The sequence below is a fragment of the Pseudomonas sp. PS01270 genome (genome assembly GCF_029959775.1).
Taxonomy (GTDB): Bacteria; Pseudomonadota; Gammaproteobacteria; order Pseudomonadales; family Pseudomonadaceae; genus Aquipseudomonas; species Aquipseudomonas atacamensis.
Genome location: NZ_JASCPT010000031.1, coordinates 1 through 18,937, shown reverse-complemented (window position 1 = coordinate 18,937; position 18,937 = coordinate 1). Strand labels below are relative to the sequence as shown.

The 18,937-nt window shown below is 59.6% G+C and carries 12 protein-coding genes; 7 read left to right on the top strand and 5 right to left on the bottom strand.

The window, feature by feature from the left end; translation table 11 throughout:
• The first annotated feature begins 9 nt into the window (after window positions 1-9).
• The 5 genes from QMX86_RS11845 to QMX86_RS11825 all read left to right on the top strand — a co-directional run bounded on the left by QMX86_RS11845 (window position 10) and on the right by QMX86_RS11825 (window position 7,592).
• Window positions 10-1,584 carry an ABC transporter ATP-binding protein gene (locus QMX86_RS11845; protein WP_073474724.1) on the top strand — a complete coding sequence of 525 codons (1,575 nt, stop codon included), beginning with the start codon at window positions 10-12 and terminating at the stop codon, window positions 1,582-1,584.
• A 131-nt stretch (window positions 1,585-1,715) separates the two neighbouring features.
• Window positions 1,716-3,131: a sigma 54-interacting transcriptional regulator gene (locus tag QMX86_RS11840; RefSeq protein WP_073474726.1), complete on the top strand. Its 1,416-nt coding sequence runs from the start codon at window positions 1,716-1,718 to the stop codon at window positions 3,129-3,131.
• A gap of 274 nt (window positions 3,132-3,405) precedes the next feature.
• A complete protein-coding gene (locus QMX86_RS11835; protein ID WP_016774505.1) occupies window positions 3,406-4,797 on the top strand; it encodes a GntP family permease in 1,392 nt (463 codons plus the stop codon).
• A 7-nt stretch (window positions 4,798-4,804) separates the two neighbouring features.
• Entirely contained in the window at window positions 4,805-5,578 is a 774-nt protein-coding gene (hbdH, locus tag QMX86_RS11830) for a 3-hydroxybutyrate dehydrogenase (RefSeq protein WP_110646508.1), read from the top strand.
• Between the two features lie 58 nt (window positions 5,579-5,636).
• Window positions 5,637-7,592, top strand: coding sequence for an acetoacetate--CoA ligase (locus tag QMX86_RS11825; RefSeq protein ID WP_282386334.1), 1,956 nt, complete (start codon window positions 5,637-5,639; stop codon window positions 7,590-7,592).
• 48 nt (window positions 7,593-7,640) lie between these two features.
• Here the strand turns inward: QMX86_RS11825 and QMX86_RS11820 are convergent, their stop codons facing one another.
• Both QMX86_RS11820 and QMX86_RS11815 read right to left on the bottom strand, forming a co-directional pair.
• A complete protein-coding gene (locus QMX86_RS11820; protein WP_282386336.1) occupies window positions 7,641-11,399 on the bottom strand; it encodes a hypothetical protein in 3,759 nt (1,252 codons plus the stop codon).
• Between the two features lie 134 nt (window positions 11,400-11,533).
• Window positions 11,534-12,643 (bottom strand): PilT/PilU family type 4a pilus ATPase, encoded by a 1,110-nt coding sequence (locus QMX86_RS11815; RefSeq protein WP_282386338.1) that lies wholly within the window; start codon window positions 12,641-12,643, stop codon window positions 11,534-11,536.
• A gap of 109 nt (window positions 12,644-12,752) precedes the next feature.
• Between QMX86_RS11815 and QMX86_RS11810 the strand changes: the two genes are divergently transcribed.
• Complete coding sequence (locus tag QMX86_RS11810) at window positions 12,753-15,302, top strand: PAS domain-containing protein (protein ID WP_073474740.1); 2,550 nt, start codon at window positions 12,753-12,755, stop codon at window positions 15,300-15,302.
• A gap of 40 nt (window positions 15,303-15,342) precedes the next feature.
• Window positions 15,343-15,618 (top strand): peptidylprolyl isomerase, encoded by a 276-nt coding sequence (locus QMX86_RS11805; RefSeq protein ID WP_007912322.1) that lies wholly within the window; start codon window positions 15,343-15,345, stop codon window positions 15,616-15,618.
• Between the two features lie 110 nt (window positions 15,619-15,728).
• Here the strand turns inward: QMX86_RS11805 and QMX86_RS11800 are convergent, their stop codons facing one another.
• The 3 genes from QMX86_RS11800 to QMX86_RS11790 form a co-directional block, all read right to left on the bottom strand.
• Entirely contained in the window at window positions 15,729-16,649 is a 921-nt protein-coding gene (locus tag QMX86_RS11800) for a sugar kinase (RefSeq protein ID WP_282387981.1), read from the bottom strand.
• A 134-nt stretch (window positions 16,650-16,783) separates the two neighbouring features.
• Complete coding sequence (locus QMX86_RS11795) at window positions 16,784-17,998, bottom strand: amino acid deaminase (protein ID WP_282387884.1); 1,215 nt, start codon at window positions 17,996-17,998, stop codon at window positions 16,784-16,786.
• A 38-nt stretch (window positions 17,999-18,036) separates the two neighbouring features.
• The gene (locus QMX86_RS11790; RefSeq protein ID WP_016774498.1) at window positions 18,037-18,801 is read right to left on the bottom strand and encodes an IclR family transcriptional regulator; all 765 of its coding nucleotides are present in this window, start codon (window positions 18,799-18,801) and stop codon (window positions 18,037-18,039) included.
• Between the last annotated feature and the right edge of the window lie 136 nt (window positions 18,802-18,937).

The window sequence follows — 18,937 nt, the reverse complement described above, 5'->3', positions numbered from 1 at the left end:
AGCGTGACCATGACTGAAAACCTGATTGAAATCCGCAACCTCAATGTCGCCTTCCATGGTCAGACTGTGGTGCGTGACCTGTGCCTGGATATCCGCCCCGGTGAGTGCCTGGCGCTGGTCGGCGAATCGGGCTCGGGGAAATCGGTGACCGCGCATTCGATCCTGCAACTGCTGCCTGAGAGTGAGGCGCAAACCCGTGGCAGCATCCGCTATCGCGGGCAGGAGTTGCTCGGTGCTGATCCGAAGGTCTTGCGAGAACTGCGCGGCAATCGCATCGCCATGATCTTTCAGGAGCCGATGACTTCGCTCAATCCGCTGCACACCATCGAAAAGCAGATCGGCGAGACCCTGTTGCTGCACCGCGGCCTCGGCGGCAAGCAAGCGCAGCAGCGCATTCTCGAATTGCTCGGACTGGTCGGCATTCAAAAGCCCAAGGAACGCCTGAAAGCCTATCCGCATCAGCTCTCTGGCGGGCAACGGCAACGGGTGATGATCGCCATGGCCCTGGCCTGCGAACCGGAGTTGTTGATTGCCGACGAGCCGACCACGGCGCTGGATGTCACCGTGCAGCGCAAGATTCTCTTGCTGCTCAAATCCTTGCAACAGCGGCTCGGCATGTCGCTGCTGCTGATCAGTCATGACCTCAATCTGGTGCGCAGCATCGCGCAGCGGGTGTGCGTGATGAAGGCTGGCGAGATCGTCGAGCAGGCACCCTGCGAAACCCTGTTTACCGAACCCAAACACCCTTACAGCTGCGTGCTGTTGAACGCAGAGCCGGAAGGTGAAGCCCTGCCCCGTGACGAACGCGAAAATGTGCTGGAGGTCGCTGACCTGCGCGTCGATTTCCAGGTCGGCGGCGGGTTGTTCAGGCGCAAGCAGTACCTGCGCGCTGTCGATGGCATCAGTCTGAATATTCAGCGCGGCAAGACCTTGGGCATTGTTGGCGAGTCTGGTTCGGGCAAGTCGACGCTGGGTCAGGCGATCCTGCGTTTGCTGGACTCCGAGGGCAGCATTCGTTTTCAGGGCGAAGCGCTGGATGGCCTCAATCAAAAGCAGCTGCGGCCGTGGCGGCGGCAGATGCAGGTGGTGTTTCAGGACCCGTTTGGCAGCCTCAGCCCGCGCATGTCGGTGGCGCAGATCATCAGCGAAGGTTTGGAAGTGCATTGCGAGTCGACCGCTAACGAATGTGATGAGCAAGTGATTCGCGTGCTCAAGGAAGTCGGCCTCGACCCGGAAAGCCGCCATCGCTACCCGCATGAATTTTCCGGCGGCCAGCGCCAGCGCATCGCCATCGCCCGGGCGCTCGTGCTTAAGCCGGCGCTGATTCTGCTTGATGAGCCGACCTCGGCCCTCGACCGCACCGTACAGAAACAAGTGGTCGCCCTGCTCCGTGATTTGCAGGAAAAATATGGTTTGACCTACCTGTTTATCAGCCATGATCTGGCGGTGGTGCGCGCGTTGGCACACGACATGATCGTGATCAAGGACGGTCAGGTGGTCGAGCGTGGTGCCAGTCACGACGTGTTTGACAACCCGCAGCATCCCTACACCAAAGAGCTGTTGGCGGCGGCGCATCCGGGGTAGGTTTTTTCTGTTAATTCGCGGCGCGGCATTCGCGAGCAGGCTCGCTCCCACATTTGAATGCAGGCCCCTGTGGGAGCGAGCCTGCTCGCGAACGGGCCGTCACTGGCAACAAACAATCAGGACCAGCCTCCATGAACACCACCGAAAGCCTCAAGGACTACCAACGGGTACGCACCCTGGCGATCCGTTCGCTGTTCGAGATCATCGAGCAATCCAGCGAAGGCACGGTGATTGTTGACCGCGATGCGAATATCGTCTGGATGAACGAACGCTACGCCCGGCGCTTCGGTCTCGACTCAGCGGCAGGCGCTATCGGCAAACCCTGCGAAAGCGTGATCCCCGGCAGCCTGCTGCGCGAGGTGGTACGCACCGGTCGGCCGATTCTGCTGGATATGCAGGACACGCCAAAGGAACCGCTGGTGGTGATGCGCCTGCCGATCCACGACGACGCCGGCAGCGTGATCGGCGCCATCGGTTTCGCTCTGTTCGACGAGTTGCGCACGCTGTCGCCGATGCTCAAGCGTTACCTGAGCATGCAGGAGGAACTGGCCTCGACCCGCTCGCTACTGCGTGCGCGGCAGACCAAATACAACTTCGCCCACTTCATCGGTACCAGCGCTGCCAGCCTTGAAGTCAAACGCCGTGCGCGGCGCAGTGCCAGTGCTGATTCGCCGGTTCTGCTGCTGGGGGAAACCGGCACCGGTAAAGAGTTGCTTGCTCAAGCGATCCACAGCGCCTCACCACGCGCACACAAAGCCTTCGTCAGCATCAACAGCGCGGCAATTCCCGAGGCGCTGCTGGAAGCCGAGTTCTTTGGCACGGCACCCGGCGCCTTTACCGGCGCTGACCGCAAGGGCCGCACCGGTAAATTACAAATCGCTCAGGGTGGCACGCTGTTTCTCGATGAGATCGGCGATATGCCGCTGCCGCTGCAAAGCAAACTGCTGCGCGTGTTGCAGGAAAAGGAGTTCGAGCCGGTCGGCTCCAATGAAGTGATTCAGAGCGATGTGCGGGTAATCGCCGCGACGTCGACGGATTTGCAGGCGGCGATCAAGCGCGGCGAATTTCGCGCCGATTTGTACTACCGCCTCAACGTACTGCCGATCCAGGTGCCGCCGCTGCGTGAACGCCTCGATGATCTGCCGGCGCTGAGCGAGGCGATTCTCGAAGAACTGCGCAGCCAGCATGAACTGCACCGCGATGCGCTGGCGTTGCTCGGCCAGCATGCCTGGCCGGGCAACATCCGTGAGTTGCGCAATGTGCTGGAGCGGGCGGCGTTGCTCAGTGATGATCTGATGCTGACCGAGCAGGATATTCGCGGCGCGATTGGCACGTTTACTCCGGTTGAGCGAACGTCCGAGCCGAGCATGCAAGCCTCCGCTGGGGAGACATTTGCACAGGCGCGGGCGCGGTTTGATCGGCAGTTGATCGAGTCGACCCTGGCGCAATGCGCGGGAAAAGTGCCAGAGGCGGCGGTTCGGCTGGGGCTGGGGCGGTCGACGCTGTACAAGAAAATGGCTGCGCTGGGAATCGTTGAGTCTACATAAAGAGACACTGATCTCATATCTTGGATAGGTTTTTTTAAAATCAAAAGATTGCAGCCTTCGGCAGCTCCTACAGGGTAGATGCGTATTTCCTTGTAGGAGCTGCCGAAGGCTGCGATCTTTTCGGTCTCACAAAGGAGACAAATTCTTCGGCACTATTCCACCCCTTCATGAAATATCTATAGATATCAACATGTTAGGTATTTGGCACAGTAATCGCTAACACCTCTCCACAACCGTTCCACCCACAAAAATAACAATCCTGGAGAGACACACCATGAGTGTGATCATTGCCTTGGCAGCCCTGACGCTGCTGATGCTCGCCGCCTACCGTGGCTACAGCGTCATCCTCTTTGCCCCGATCGCCGCCCTCGGCGCGGTCCTGCTCACCGATCCGTCCGCCGTTGCCCCTGCTTTCACCGGGGTGTTCATGGACAAGATGGTCGGTTTCATCAAGCTCTATTTCCCGGTATTCCTGCTCGGCGCGGTGTTCGGCAAGCTCATCGAACTGTCCGGCTTCTCACGCTCGATCGTCGCCGCTGCGATTCGCCTGCTTGGCACCAAACAAGCGATGCTGGTGATCGTGCTGGTCTGCGCCCTGCTCACTTATGGCGGCGTGTCGTTGTTCGTCGTCGTCTTCGCTGTTTACCCGTTTGCAGCGGAGATGTTCCGCCAGAGCAATATTCCCAAACGCCTGATCCCGGCGACCATTGCCCTCGGCGCATTCTCGTTCACCATGGACGCCCTGCCCGGCACGCCGCAGATCCAGAACATCATCCCCAGCACCTTCTTCAACACCACCGCATGGGCGGCGCCGTGGCTGGGGGTGATCGGCACGATTTTCGTGTTCTGCGCCGGCATGCTGTTTCTGCAGCGCCAACGCAACAAGGCGCAACGTGCCGGCGAAGGTTACGGCACTGAACTGCGCAACGAACCGGAAACCGCCGAAGACCTGAAGCTGCCCAACCCGTGGATTGCGCTGTCACCTTTGCTGGCGGTGGGCATCATGAACCTGCTGTTCACCCAATGGATTCCGCAGTGGTACGGCAAGACCCACAGCCTCGCGCTGCCGGGCATGGCCGCGCCGGTCACTACCGAAATCGCCAAGCTCACGGCGATCTGGGCGGTGCAGGCGGCGTTACTGGTCGGCATCCTCATGGTCCTGGCGTTCGGTTTCAAGGCGATCAAAAGCAAGCTCGCCGAAGGCAGCAAAAGCGCGGTCAGCGGTGCGTTGCTCGCAGCCATGAACACCGCGTCTGAATACGGCTTTGGTGCGGTAATCGCTTCGCTGCCGGGCTTTTTGGTGCTGGCCGACTGGCTCAAGCAGATTCCCAATCCGTTGGTCAACGAAGCGATCACCGTGACGCTGCTCGCCGGCATTACCGGATCGGCGTCGGGCGGCATGAGCATCGCGCTGGCGGCGATGTCCGAGCAGTTCATCAGTGCGGCGCACGCGGCGAATATTCCGCTGGAAGTGCTGCACCGCGTGGCCGCGATGGCCAGCGGCGGCATGGACACCCTGCCGCACAACGGCGCGGTAATCACGTTGCTGGCGGTGACCGGACTGACCCACCGCGAAGCCTACAAAGACATTTTCTGTATTACGCTGATCAAGACCCTCGCGGTTTTCGTGGTGATCGGCACTTTCTACGCCACTGGCATTGTGTGAGGTATTCATGACCACTCTTTCCGGCAAGACAGCGTTGGTAACCGGCTCCACCAGCGGCATCGGCCTGGGCATCGCGCTGACTCTCGCGAAAGCGGGCGCCAACCTGATTCTCAATGGCTTCGGCGACGCCTCGAAGGTGATCGCCGACGTCGCTCAGTTCGGCGGCAAGGTCGGCCATCATCCCGCCGATGTCAGCGACCCGGCACAGATTGCCGACATGGTCGCCTACGCCGAGCGCGAGTTTGGCGGCGTCGACATTCTGGTCAACAACGCCGGCATTCAGCACGTTGCGGCCGTAGAAGAGTTTCCTGTTGAGCGCTGGGATTCGATCATCGCGATCAACCTGTCATCGGTATTCCACAGCACGCGGCTCAGCCTGCCGGGCATGCGCCGCAAGAATTGGGGGCGCATCATCAATATTGCCTCGGTGCACGGCCAGGTCGGTTCCACCGGCAAAGCCGCATACGTTGCCGCCAAGCATGGCGTGGTCGGTCTGACCAAAGTAGTCGGGCTGGAAACCGCGACCAGCAATGTCACCTGCAACGCGATCTGTCCGGGCTGGGTGTTGACGCCGCTGGTGCAGAAGCAGATCGATGATCGCGCGGCCAAGGGTGTCGATCCGCAGCAGGCGCAGCATGACCTGCTGGCGGAAAAACAGCCGTCGCTGGAGTTCGTTACACCGCAGCATCTGGGTGAGCTGGTGTTGTTTTTGTGCAGTGAAGCCGGCAGCCAGGTGCGCGGCGCGGCGTGGAATATTGATGGTGGCTGGCTGGCGCAATAAACACCTGGCCATTGTGGGAGCGAGCCCGCTCGCGAATCCGATAAGAAGAGGCAAACCCATGTCCGACATCCTCTGGCAACCCGACGCCCAGCGTATCGACCGTTCGCGGATGGACGTTTTCCGGCGCGAAATCAATCAGCGGCATTCGCTTAAGCTCGACGGCTACCCTGCCCTGCACCAATGGAGCATCGATCAGCGCCCGGCGTTCTGGCAGGCGATCGTCGATTTCTTCGACATCCGCTTCCACACTCAGCCAGACGCCATCTTGCGTGAAGGTGCAGAAATGCCCAGCGCCGAGTGGTTCACCGGCGCGACGCTGAACTTCGCTGAACACCTGCTGCGCCGCCGCGACGATGCCGTGGCGGTGGTTGCTGTGGCGGAAAACGGCCAGCGCGAACAACTGACCTGGGCCGAACTGGCCGAACACGTCGCCGGTTTTCAGGCGAGCCTGCGCGCAACAGGCGTTGGCCGGGGTGATCGCGTGGCGGCTTGCATGCCCAACACCTGGCAAACCCTGGTGGCGATGTTGGCCACCACCAGCCTCGGCGCGATCTGGTCCTGCTCGTCGCCAGACTTCGGCACCCACGGCGTGATCGATCGCTTTGGCCAGATCGAACCGAAAGTGCTGCTCACCTGTGCCGGCTATCAATACGCCGGAAACATCCTGGATCAGACCGCCAAGCTCAACGAAATCCTGATACAGCTGCCGTCGCTGCAGCAGTTGATCATCGTCCCGTACGCCCGTCCGCAAGCGCGCATCGAGGATTATCAAACCCACGCTGATGTCTGCTTGTGGGAGGATTTTTATCAACCCGGCGGCGAACCGAATTTCACCCCGGTGCCGTTCAATCATCCGCTCTACGTGCTGTACTCCAGCGGCACCACTGGCGTGCCGAAATGCATCGTCCACAGCACCGGCGGTGTGCTGCTGCAACACGTCAAGGAACATGGTTTGCACTGCGACCTCGGTCCCGGTGACCGCTTGTTCTACTACACGACCTGCGGCTGGATGATGTGGAACTGGCTGGTTTCAGCGCTCGCGGTGGGCAGCGCCGTGGTGCTCTACGACGGCTCGCCGTTTCATCCGGACCATCAGCGCTTGCTCGATCTGATCGACGATGAACGCATCAGTGTGTTTGGCACCAGTCCGAAATTCCTTGCCACATTGGAAAGCAGCGGCGCCAGGCCCCGCGAAAGTCATGACTTGAGCAGCTTGAAAACCCTGCTGTGCACGGGCTCGGCTTTGTCACCGCAAAGCTACGATTTCGTTTACCGCGACTTCAAAACCGATGTGTGCCTGGCTTCAATGTCCGGTGGTACCGACATCGTCTCGTGCTTCGTCAATGGCAACCCGCTGTCAGCGGTACGTCGCGGAGAAATCATGGGCAAGAGCCTGGGCATGGCCGTCGAGGTCTGGAACGACGCTGGCCAACCGGTGATCGGTGAGAAAGGTGAGCTGGTCTGCACACGGCATTTCCCGGCGATGCCGATCGGCTTGTGGAATGACCCCGACGGTTCAAAACTTCGCCAGTCCTACTTCAGCCTGTTCCCCGGCGTCTGGGCACAAGGTGATTACGCCGAACAGTTGCCCCACGGCGCGATGATGATCCATGGCCGCTCGGATGCGGTGTTGAACCCGGGCGGCGTGCGCATCGGCACGGCGGAAATCTATCGCCAGGTCGAGAAAATCACCGAGGTACTGGACAGCGTCGCCATCGGTCAGCAGTGGCAGGATGATGTGCGGGTCGTGCTGTTCGTGCGTCTGCGCGATGGTGTCGAACTCGATCAAGGGCTCGAACAGCGAATCCGCGAAGTGATCCGCGCCAATACCACGCCGAGGCATGTCCCGGCGCGGATTGTTGCAGTGACGGACATACCGCGCACCATCAGCGGCAAAGTCGTGGAGCTGGCGGTGCGTGATGTCGTGCATGGAAGGCCGGTAAAAAACACCGATGCACTGGCCAATCCCGAAGCGCTGGAGCAGTTTCGGGATCGGCGCGAACTGGCTGATTGAAATCGGCACTGACGCCCTCATCCGACAGGCTGGCGGCAGTGCTTTTCATCAACGAGGTTTGTTCAAGGTAATGACCACCGGCTCGCCAATCGCCCGGCCCGCACTGGCCTCGAGCGCACTGTCAAGAACAGTCATGTTTTGATCGAAAGTGACCTCGTCAGTGATCAGTTGACTCAGCAATGAGGTGACCAGCGTGAGCGAGTCGGCGTTTTCGAAGGCTCTGGACGGCGCATGACAGTCAGTGCCGCTCTGCGACTGCGCCAGGCAACCTGCCCCCAGATTGAGCAATACGGACACATCCAGCTGCTGTCCGCTGTCACTGGCATGCACGGCGTCGGTGGCATAGCCGACATCGTCGGTTTGTGCGCTGGCGTGGAACAGCTCATGAATCAGGTCGTCGGCGATCACATCGTGGTTCAGACCCATGCTGACGAAGTGTCGATTGAAGTTTTTCGTGTAGACCTCAACAAACGCTATAGCGCAATCACCGCTCGAACCCGCGTCTTTCCAGCGCTGGTAATTGTTTACATCGAACGATGCCAGGGTGTCGTTGATCTTGAGGCCGTCGAGAACCATGTTGCTCAAGGAGAAACCGGCGAAATCGAAGCGGATCAAACGCAAGTAGTTAACCAGCCGATCGGTGGACACCTGAGAAGCATCGCCGAACACGATCTTCATCAGCGCGTCGCGATCGCGTTTGAAATCATGACGGTTGAAGATTTCCAATGCGTTGTCGATCTTGGCCCGTGCACGGGGCAGGCTTTGCTCGATGAACTTGCGCGTGTAACTGAGCGGCAACGTGCGCGGCGAAGCAGGCAGTTGCAAGGGGGCTTGATACACAAAACCCTCCAGAGACTTGCCCCACAAGTTGCCGCGTCGATTCAGCGAGTACCATTTGTCACCACTGCGCGCGGCCAGCACGGCGACGGCTTCATGCGTAGCCCCGCGTGGCCGCCAGCTCCCCAACCCGAATTGCGCGTTATCGGCCGCTTCAAGCAGATCATAGGATTGCCGGCGACCGCTGATCCTGTGCAATTGCCCCCTGGCCAGAGTAATCAGGTCATGAGTGTTCTTGTTGAACCGCAGCAGGCCCTTGTGTACCAGTTTACCGCCCGCCTGCAGACCAGATGGCACACCGTCGAAGGGATTGAAAAGCGAGATGGCCGAAGTAAACGCCAGCCGGGTGAAACGCGCGGCCTTGGCAGTAGTGGAAATGGCCCTGGTGGAAATACTCAGCGCCTTCGAGCTGGCGCCAGCCACTGTTCCCACCAGGCCGATGCCGTCCATCAAACATCCGTAAACCCCGTCCACCATCTTGTTGTGTTCGCCCGAGGCGATGTCCTCGATGCATTTTTTGAACGGCACCAACAGGTCGATGAAGTAAGTCAGCAAGCGTTCGCCCTCTTCCCGGGAGAGTTCGAGCGGCGTCGGTACACGCACGAGCTCTCTGAGCTCGGTTTTATTCAGGAACGGTCTGTTCTCGGCGAGAAACCCGGCGATGCGCACGACGTTCGGGTCGTTGAATTTCTGGTAGAACCCTGTCTGCAACCGCGCAGATTGCGCTGGTGCTTTCAGCGCGCCGAAGTAATCGATGATCGCCATACTGCTGCTGATCGAAGCGTCCTCGGCCGCGGCATGGGTATAGCGCCTGATGTTCAGCGGAACGCTCTGGGTCAGGGTGTTGCTCAGGGGCGTCGTCATATTGGCACTGGCGCTCATTCTTGAGCGTTGCTGAAGCTTTCTTTCCCGTCTGATGAAAGCACCCAGCGCATCATTCCTGCGGGTTTCTGCACGCGAAGTGAATAATTCATAACAAAGATCAGCGTCTTCATCAGACGTGTACATCACAACACCGAAGCGGCCCGTGGCGGCATCCCGGCTTTGTTGTGTTTCTTGTTCAAGCCCTACATTCAAAGGCCCGCCGGCCCGGCGCGTAGTCACATAGGATGCCGATTCGCGCACGGTGAAAAAATGAATCTCGGCATTCATGAACACTTGCAGATCCGCTTCCGGCATGTGTGCCAACGCCAGCTTGATGGCAGACATCATGCCGCCGTTCACCGCTTCGAAATGCACGGCCAACTGACGATCCATTTCCTCGTCACAGGATTCAATCGTCAGCAGTCGCGGATAACGCTGATAAAGACTGAGACCCGCAGGGTTGTAGTTGATCGCAGGTTGCAGCAATCCGTTGACGATCAAACGTACGGTGCCCCTGTCCCACTGACCAGTGACCAGATCGCCCGATTGGTGCAGCTCGACCATGGACATGATTTGCTGTCCGCCTTTCTCGGAAAGCGCCTTTTCGTCCAGTGTGTCGCAGCCAGGTGCAGCTTTTCTCAATTGGCTTCGGGCAATTTCCGCTCGGTTGGGTAACGGTGTCGAAAATGCGCGGGCTAGCTGGGCGAATTGGTCTACGTGTTGCTCAAACGCGTCAATCGCCCTTCGTGTACAGGTTTCTTCTGCCTGTTCGAGCTCGGCTCTGGAGATAATCCGGTTGAGCAACGCCCACTCGACAATCGGGTCGATCAGCGCCAGATCGCGCATATGCTTCTGCGCTTCACTGACCGGCTCCAGTTCGCCGTAAGCGATGACCTGTGCATAGGTCAATTGCCGCGAGGCCCCGGTCTTTACCGCCTCGACCAATACAACAGCGCGACAGAACTTGATCCAGGCGATCGATCCAAGTGTGACCTCTGTCGGAATTTTCCTGACCAGAAATTCGGGCGCGTTGCGTGCCAGGAGAAGATGAACCACCAACGGCGCCAATATCGGATCTACCCAGCGCTTGTTCCGCACAAACCGGGTGTACTCCTCGAGTATCTCTGATGGATGGCGCTCAACATTGTCTGGCGAGTACAGGTCCCGCCGTTCGACCAAGTGGCGATGGCCGATTGATGGGTCCAGGTCGAGTAAAATCGCGGTCATCAACAATTGGCGGAGAATATTTTCGGAGAGCGTTTGCCCGTCATTCACCCCGTACCAATTCAGCCCTTTGATATAACTTCTGGCAAGATCCAGCGAAACTGGATAGGCGACAAATTCAACGAGGCGCTGCGCCGCCGTTTCGTGAGATATATCTGCGCGCCCCGTGACGTTGTACAAGGCTGACAACAGTTTTCGCTTCGGCATCAATTTGGCGGTGGCGCCACGAATATCTGCAAACTGCTCTTCGGATAACCCGTTGTGACTCTGCTCACCGGATTGAAAGTGATCCCAAAAAGCAACTGGCTCCCTGACCTCGGGTGAAAACTTGAACAAGCCGATCAAGTTACTGATCTTGGCCTTGGTGTCAGGCAGATCGATATCATGAAACTTGAACCACTGATCCAGGGTTACATCCAGATCGGGCCATACAAAACCGCCGGCGACTGCGGCAATGTCGGCGATGAGACTCACCGTCGAGCGCGTAGGTTGACTGTATTCAAAATACTGCGCCGCAACCAGATCTACCCAACCTCTGACGGCACGGACTTCCATCTTGCCTTCCGGCGTAATCCGAACCAGGCCGTTATGCTCGCGCGCCTCCTCTCGACCGATTGCACCAATGACCGGCCCGGTTTTCAGCAGTTCATTGAGCAGAAGTCTGCCGGGGTTATATATTTCATGCAGTGATGAGCCTGGTTGCAACTCTACTTCACGCCCATACCAGTCTATATCGTGATCTTCAGTGTACTCATTCAATGCCTCTTCCAGATGCCGAAGAACCATATCGCGCTCGGCGGCATCTGCCGCAGACCGATACTTCCATTCATCCAGCGCAACTTTCGACGGGCGGAATACTTTATTTTTCTTAACTTCGTTCAAGGCAAAACCTCATCAAACCAACTAGCTGACCATTCAGCGTGATGACGTTTTACCCAAACACATACAACCGAACCACGAGTTAATTATTAAGTGTTGTTGCCGCGCAATCAGTCGGCGCAATTGAAGACACCAAGTCAATCCATCAAACCCCACTCGCCGGTGCCTGTATTGTTAACACCTGCCTGATCGCGCTGAAGTTTGATTCGCAACTTCAAGTTATTCACCGAATCGGCATTCTTCAATGCTTCCTGCTCACTGATTGCACCTTCTGCAAACAGCGCAAACAGTGCCGCGTCAAATGTCTGCATACCGAGTCCGGTCGATTTTTCCATCATCGGCTTGAGCTCTTCGAACTGGCCGCGTCGGACCAGGTCAGCGATGGTCGGCGTACCCAGAAGAATTTCGACTGCCGCGCGCCTTTGCCCATCGACAGTGCGGAGCAGACGCTGCGAAACACAGGCTTTGAGGTTGTTGCCCAATGTCTGCAAAAGCTGCTCGCGCTTCTCTTCGGGGAACATATTGATGATTCGATCCAGTGCCTGATTGGCATTGGTCGCATGCAGCGTCGACAAAACAAGATGGCCGGTATCAGCGAATGACAGCGCATGCTCCATGGTTTCGCGATCGCGGATCTCACCAATCAATACAACATCCGGAGCCTGGCGCAGAGTGTTCTTCAAAGCCGCATGAAAGCTTCGGGTATCTACGCCGACTTCACGCTGATTGATAATCGAGCGCTTGTGCCGATGGATATATTCGATCGGGTCTTCGATCGTCACGATGTGTCCGGCACTGTGGCGGTTACGGTGATCGATGAGTGCCGCCAGCGAAGTTGACTTGCCTGAACTGGTCGCGCCGACAAAAAGAATCAGGCCACGTTTGAGCATCACCGTTTCCAGCAGCACCGGCGGCAGCTTCAGGTCTTCGAATCGCGGGATGTCGACCTTGACGTTGCGGATCACGATCGAAACGTCGTTGCGCTGCTTGAAAATGTTCACCCGGAACCGCCCGACGCCCGTTCGGGAGATTGCCAGGTTCATTTCCAGATCCCGGTCGAACTCCCGGCGCTGCTCGGCGTCCATCAGGGAGGTGGCGATGGCTGCGGTTTCGCCGGGTTTGAATGGCTGATCGCTGAGCGCCGTCAGCGCGCCATCAATGCGCGCACTCGGCGCTGCGCCGGTAGAGAGGAACAGATCCGAGCCGTTTTTTTGCGACAATGTTGACAACAGTGCATCGATTTCCATGGCTGAAAGCACCCGCGAAGCATTGAATGAGCAGATTTGGCCGACGCTTGGCGCGGCTCCTGCAACAATGATAGACCCCGTCTTACCGAACCACGCTCAGGATTGAAACATGAATGCTGTATCCACCACCGATGACGCTCAGGCCTTGATTGCCCGCACCGACTGGAGCCGCAGCCCGCTGGGCGCCGCCGGCACCTGGCCGCAGAGCCTGCGCACGGCGGTGGACATCGTGATTCATTCGCCGATGCCGATGCTGCTGTTATGGGGCCCGCAACTCACGCAGATCTACAACAATGGTTTTGCCCTGCTCGCTGGCAGCAAGCATCCCGAAGCGTTCGGGCAGCCGACGCATGAGGTCTGGCCAGAGGTGCGGGATTTTGCCGAGCCGATATACCAAGCGGTGCTGCAGGGCCAGGTGCGCAGCTTCAGCGAGCAGCGTTTCAGCGTGCAGCGCGACGGCAAAAAAACCGATTTCTGGCTGGATCTGACCTACAGCCCGATTCGCGATGAGACCGCACAGGTGGCCGGGATTCTGATCACTGCCATCGAAACCAACGAGCGCCGACGCATTGCCCTGGAATTGCAGCGTCGCTCCGAAGAAAGCCTCAAGGCCCAGCGCCAGTCCGAGGAGCGTCTGCAACTGGCCCTCGCCGCCACCGACGCCGTCGGCACCTGGGATTGGGACATTGGCGAAGACCGTTTCATCGCCGATGCGCATTTTGCCGAACTGCATGGCGTTGATCCGAGCAAGGCCGGGCAGTTGCCGATCAGCGAATATATGCACGGGGTGCACCCCGAAGACCGCGCCATGGTCGCGCGCGGCATCAAGTACTGCATCACCCATGGCACCGAGTACGCTGAGGAATATCGCCTGTTGCAGGCCGATGGCACGCTGCGCTGGGTGTTCGCGCGCGGGCGTTGCTACAAGGATCATCATGGTCGGCCGATGCGCTTTCTCGGCGCGGCGCTGGACCTGACCGAACGCAAACATACGGAACAGGCGCTGCGTCAGAGCCAGACCGAACTTCAGCTGATCATCAACGCCATGCCGATCCTGATCAGCTACGTGGACGCCGAAGAACGTTTTCGCCTCAACAATGCAGCGTATCTGGACTGGTACGGCCTGACGCCGCAGGAGTTGTATGGGCGCACGATCCGCGAAGTCATCGGCGAAGAGGCGTATTTCCTGCGTGCGCCGTACATCGCCGAAGCACTGGCCGGGCGCTCCTGCTCCTTCAGTTTCTACACGCCGCACCGCGACGGCAGCACCCGTCATGCCCTCATGAATTATCTGCCGCGACATGGCGCGGACGGCGCAGTGAATGGCTTCTACATATTTGTCATCGACGAAACCGAGCGCAAGAAAACCGAGGAAGCCCTGCGCAATCTCAACGAGACCCTCGAAGAGCGGGTCAGCGCGCGCACCGAGCAACTGGCGCAGGCCAACGAGCGTTTGCAGAACGAGATGTTCGAACGCGAGCGCGCCGAAGACGCCTTGCGCCACGCGCAGAAGATGGAAGCCGTCGGCCAGCTCACCGGCGGCATCGCCCATGACTTCAACAACATGCTCACCGGTATCATCGGCAGCCTCGACTTGATGCAGCGCTACATCGCCAACGGTCGCGCCGATGAGATTGGTCGCTTCACCGAGGCGGCCGTGTCGTCGGCCAACCGTGCGGCCGCGCTGACGCATCGCTTGCTGGCCTTCTCGCGGCGCCAGTCCTTGGATCGCAAGCAACTGCACGTCAACGAACTGGTGCATTCACTGGAAGACCTGATCCGCCGCACCAAGGGCGATGCGATCGAGCTGCAACTGCGCCTGCCAGAGGATTTGTGGCCGGTGAGTACCGACGTCAGCCAGCTGGAGAATGCCCTGCTCAATCTGGTGATCAATGCCCGCGACGCGATGCCCGAAGGCGGCACGTTGCTGATCCAGACCGCGAACGTGTATCTCGACAGCAGCGACATCACCATCCTCGAGCCGGTGAAGGCCGGCGAATACGTGATGCTCGCGGTCAGCGATAACGGCACCGGCATGACCCCATCAATCCGTTCGAAGGCTTTCGATCCGTTCTTTACCACCAAGCCGATCGGCCAAGGCACCGGGCTTGGGCTGTCGATGATCTACGGTTTCGCCCAGCAGTCCGGTGGCCATGTCAGCCTCGACAGTGTGCCGGGGCAAGGCACTTGTGTACGTCTGTACTTGCCGCGTTTGCTTGAGCCGACGCCCGAATCCTCGTCTGTGGAGAAAGCCGAACCGATTGCAGCTTCATCTTCAGGCGAGACCGCGATTGTGGTCGAGGATGATCCGGCAGTGCGCATGCTGGTGCTCGATCTGCTCAAGGAACTGGGCTACACAACCTTCGAAGCGGAAAACGCCACGAACGCCCTGCCCGTGCTCGAGTCCGTGCAACGCGTCGATCTGCTGGTTACCGATGTCGGGCTGCCGGGCATGAACGGACGCCAGTTGGCGGAGATTGCTCGCCAGCATCGTCCGGGGCTTAAAGTGCTGTTCATGACCGGTTACGCGCAGATTGCTGCCGAGCGTCAGGGCTTCCTTGAAGAGGGCATGGACATGGTCGCCAAGCCCTTTGTCCTTGAAGTGCTGGCGAGCAAGATTCGCAAGTTGAGCAACCCGACCCCGCGACTTGAGGCATAATCGCGCGCCCCGCTGTCACCCCGTTATCAGGTATTGCACGATGAAAGCCCAAGCCCGCCACATTCTGGTGAAAACCGCCGAAGAGGCCGAACAACTCAAACAGCGCATTGCCAAGGGCGAAGCGTTCGATGTGCTGGCGAAGAAATTTTCCACCTGCCCGTCCGGCAAACGCGGCGGTGATCTGGGCGAAGTACGTCCAGGACAGATGGTCGGCGCGATTGATGCGGTGATTTTCAAGAAACCACTGCGCACCGTGCATGGGCCGATCAAGAGCAAGTTTGGTTATCACCTGGTGCAGGTGTTTTATCGGGATTGATCGGCTGGCTGCCGGGCTTCTTCGCGAGCAGGCTCGCTCCCACATGTCGACCGCGTTGTGGGAGCGAGCCTGCTCGCGAACCGATTGCGCAGCAAGCGGCCATTCTCTGATTACCTGGGGATCAGCGCTCCAGGCACCTGTATCACCCGACTGGCCAATTCATGTCCCGCTTGCGCCGCCTCTGCCGGACTGCCACCGAGCAAGCGCCTGGCCAGGTACGCCGCACTGAACGAATCCCCCGCCGCCGTGGTGTCGACAACCTTATCGACCTTCTGCGCCGGCACTTCAAACGCGTCCCCCTGACAACGAATCAGACACGCCTCGGCGCCGCGCTTGAGCACCACTTCCGGCGTGCCGATCTGTGCATACGTGGCAAACACTTCAGCGCCATCGGCAAACCCGAACAATGCCTGTTCGTCATCCACGGTGAGTAACGCCAGATCCACATATGGCAAGACGCTGCGATACGCCGCGCGCGCCTCTTCCACCGACGCCCACAGGCGCGGGCGGTAGTTGTTGTCGAAAACGATGCGTGCGCCGCGCTGTCTGGCTTCAATCAGGGTCTTGATCAGTCGGGCGCGGCCTTGCATTCCGAGTACAGCGAGGGTGATCCCGCTGAAATACAGCACGTCGTAGTCCGGCAACGCCGCGAGGATCGGCTCGGCCGCAGGGGTGGTGAAGCAATCGCGTACCGCCGCTTCGTTGCGCCAGTACAGGAAACGCCGCTCGCCGTTGGCGTCGGTCTGGATGCAGTACAGACCGGGCAGCCGACCGGGCAGGCGCTGCACCAGATCGAGGCCGATGCCTTCGCTGCGCCAGATCTGGCACATGGCGTCGCTGAAACTGTCATCGCCCAGCGCGGTGACGTAGTCGACTTGCGCCTTGTCGCCCAGCGCACGGGACAGATACACCGCCGTGTTGAGGGTGTCGCCACCGAAGCTCTGCTGCAGACTGCCGTCGGCGCGTTGCTGCAGTTCGATCATGCATTCGCCGATCAGGGCGATGCGTGGGGTGTTGTGAAAGATTTTCATCGGGTGGGATCTCGGGTGGTTCAGTGGTGGCTAAGCGGGCGTCTTCGCGAGCAGGCTCGCTCCCACAATGGAACGCATTGATCTTGTGGGAGCGAGCCTGCTCGCGAATAGCCGCCGCAACGCAATCTCAAGCCTTAGAAACAAGTCTCCATGGTCTCGATGACCGCCAACTGCTCATCCACCAGCAACCCTACCCGCCACTTGTCAAAAGTCAGGCATGGATGCGAAGTACCAAATGAGATGATGTCGCCAATCCGCAACTCGACACCCGGCGCTACGGTCATGAACGCATGCTGATCCATCACCGCCGTGACCTTGCACGCGCCGACATCATCCCCCGCCGCCGGCACCACGCCGGCCTTGTAGCGCAACAACGGCACCGGCAAACCGGCATCGAAGGCGACGTCGCGCTTGCCCAGAGCAATCACCGCAAAACCCGGTTCCGGCAGCGACTGCACATGAGCCCAGACTTCCAGCGCCGGGTGCAGGCCTTCGTGCAGGTCGCTGCGACGGTCGAGCACGCAGCACTGCGCCTCTTTGTAGATGCCATGGTCGTGCGCCACGTAACTGCCCGGGCGCAACACACTGAGGAAGCGGCCGGCGGCGTTCTGGGTTTCGAAAGATTCGGCGATCAGGTCGTACCAGGCCGAACCCGACGCAGTGATGATCGGTCTGGCGATGGCAAAGGCGCCGCTGTCCTGTAGCTGCACCGCGAGGCGAACCAGCGACGCGGCGAATTCGCGAATGCCACGGACCGCGTGGTCGCCGTGAATAACACCTTCGTAACCTGCGATGCCGGTCAGGGCCAGTGCCGGTTGCGTATCGATGGCCTTGGCCAGCTCTATGACTTCCTGCTCGCTGCGGCAACCGCAACGGCCGCCGACCACGCCATATTCGATCATCACGTTGAGCTTGACCCCACGGGAAGCGAAGTAAGCCCCGAGGTCGGCGACGTTGTCCGGGTGGTCGACCAGACAATGGAAATCGAACGTCGGATCGGCGAGCAGATCGGCAATCAACGCCATGTTCGGCGTACCGACCAACTGGTTGGCCATCAACACGCGACGCACGCCGTGGGCATAAGCCGCGCGGGTCTGGGTGGCGCTGGCGAGGGTGATTCCCCAGGCGCCGGCGTCGAGCTGTCGTTTGAACAGTGCCGGGGTCATGCTGGTTTTGCCGTGGGGCGCCAGCTCGGCGCCGCTGTCGCTGACGAATTTCTGCATCCAGCGAATATTGTGCTCCAGCGCCTCGCGGTGCAGCACCAGCGCCGGCAGGCTGACGTCGCGGGTCAATTGCGCACCGATGGCGGCGTCGCCTTTTTCTACGGCAGAGTTGATGGCAGTGGTCATGGTCGAATCCTCACAGGCGCGGCCGCAGGCAGCCGCGGTTATTCGTTGATCCGCCGGGCGAGGCTGTTGGCGCTCTCGATCAGCACCCGGCGATAGTCGTTGTAATTGTTTTTCGCATCGGCGCGCGGGGCGACGATGCACAAAGTGCAAATGGCCACGCCCTGCGGGTCTTTGACCGGCGCGGCGAAGCAATGGGTGAAGGTGTCGGCGACGCTGTCGAAGGAGAAGAAGCCATCGCTGCCGGCCTGACGAATCTCCGCCAGAAAACGGTCCAGTGGCAGGCGTTCGCCGTCGGGCAGGATGTAGTCGTCTTCGTCGATCAGGTCGATGATCTGTTGATCGCTCAAATGCGCGAGCAATAGACGCCCGGACGCTGTCCATGGGATCGGCGCGTTTTCGCCAATATCGGAGGAAATGCGGAAATGCCGCTCGCCCTCCTTCATCAATGCAACGGTGTATTTGCGCCCGTTGAGCAGACACATCTGCGCAGTTTCGCGGGTCTGGCTGACGATCTCCTGCAAAGCGTGATCGGCCTCGCGGCTGAGGTCGAAATGCCGCAGATGCGCCTGGCCAAGGAAGTACAACTGGCGGCCAAGGTAGACGTGGCCGTCCTTGCCCACCGGCTCGAGAATTCGTCGCTCCAGCAAGGACGCGACCAGTTCGTAGACCGTCGATTTCGGACTGCCGATGCCGTTGGCGATGTCATTGGGGCGTAGGGGTTGGCCGATTTCCTTGAGAAAATCGAGGATATCGAACGCCCGGTCCAGACCGCGTGCCCGGCGCTTGATGGTGTCTTCGGTCATGTCAGTGGTTTCCATTCAAAGTCGCCGGGAGTTTACCGAGAGTCCAGTGTCGCCTGTTACATCGCTTTCGCGAGCAGGCTCGCTCCCACAGAAAAACGCATTCCAAATGTGGGAGCGAGCCTGCTCGCGCAGAGGG

Coding starts and splice junctions, on each gene's coding strand:
- QMX86_RS11845 (WP_073474724.1), top strand. CDS start 10: ATGACTGAAAACCTGATTGAAATCCGCAACCTCAATGTCGCCTTCCAT.
- QMX86_RS11840 (WP_073474726.1), top strand. CDS start 1,716: ATGAACACCACCGAAAGCCTCAAGGACTACCAACGGGTACGCACCCTG.
- QMX86_RS11835 (WP_016774505.1), top strand. CDS start 3,406: ATGAGTGTGATCATTGCCTTGGCAGCCCTGACGCTGCTGATGCTCGCC.
- hbdH (WP_110646508.1), top strand. CDS start 4,805: ATGACCACTCTTTCCGGCAAGACAGCGTTGGTAACCGGCTCCACCAGC.
- QMX86_RS11825 (WP_282386334.1), top strand. CDS start 5,637: ATGTCCGACATCCTCTGGCAACCCGACGCCCAGCGTATCGACCGTTCG.
- QMX86_RS11815 (WP_282386338.1), bottom strand. CDS start 12,643: ATGGAAATCGATGCACTGTTGTCAACATTGTCGCAAAAAAACGGCTCG.
- QMX86_RS11810 (WP_073474740.1), top strand. CDS start 12,753: ATGAATGCTGTATCCACCACCGATGACGCTCAGGCCTTGATTGCCCGC.
- QMX86_RS11805 (WP_007912322.1), top strand. CDS start 15,343: ATGAAAGCCCAAGCCCGCCACATTCTGGTGAAAACCGCCGAAGAGGCC.
- QMX86_RS11800 (WP_282387981.1), bottom strand. CDS start 16,649: ATGAAAATCTTTCACAACACCCCACGCATCGCCCTGATCGGCGAATGC.
- QMX86_RS11795 (WP_282387884.1), bottom strand. CDS start 17,998: ATGACCACTGCCATCAACTCTGCCGTAGAAAAAGGCGACGCCGCCATC.
- QMX86_RS11790 (WP_016774498.1), bottom strand. CDS start 18,801: ATGACCGAAGACACCATCAAGCGCCGGGCACGCGGTCTGGACCGGGCG.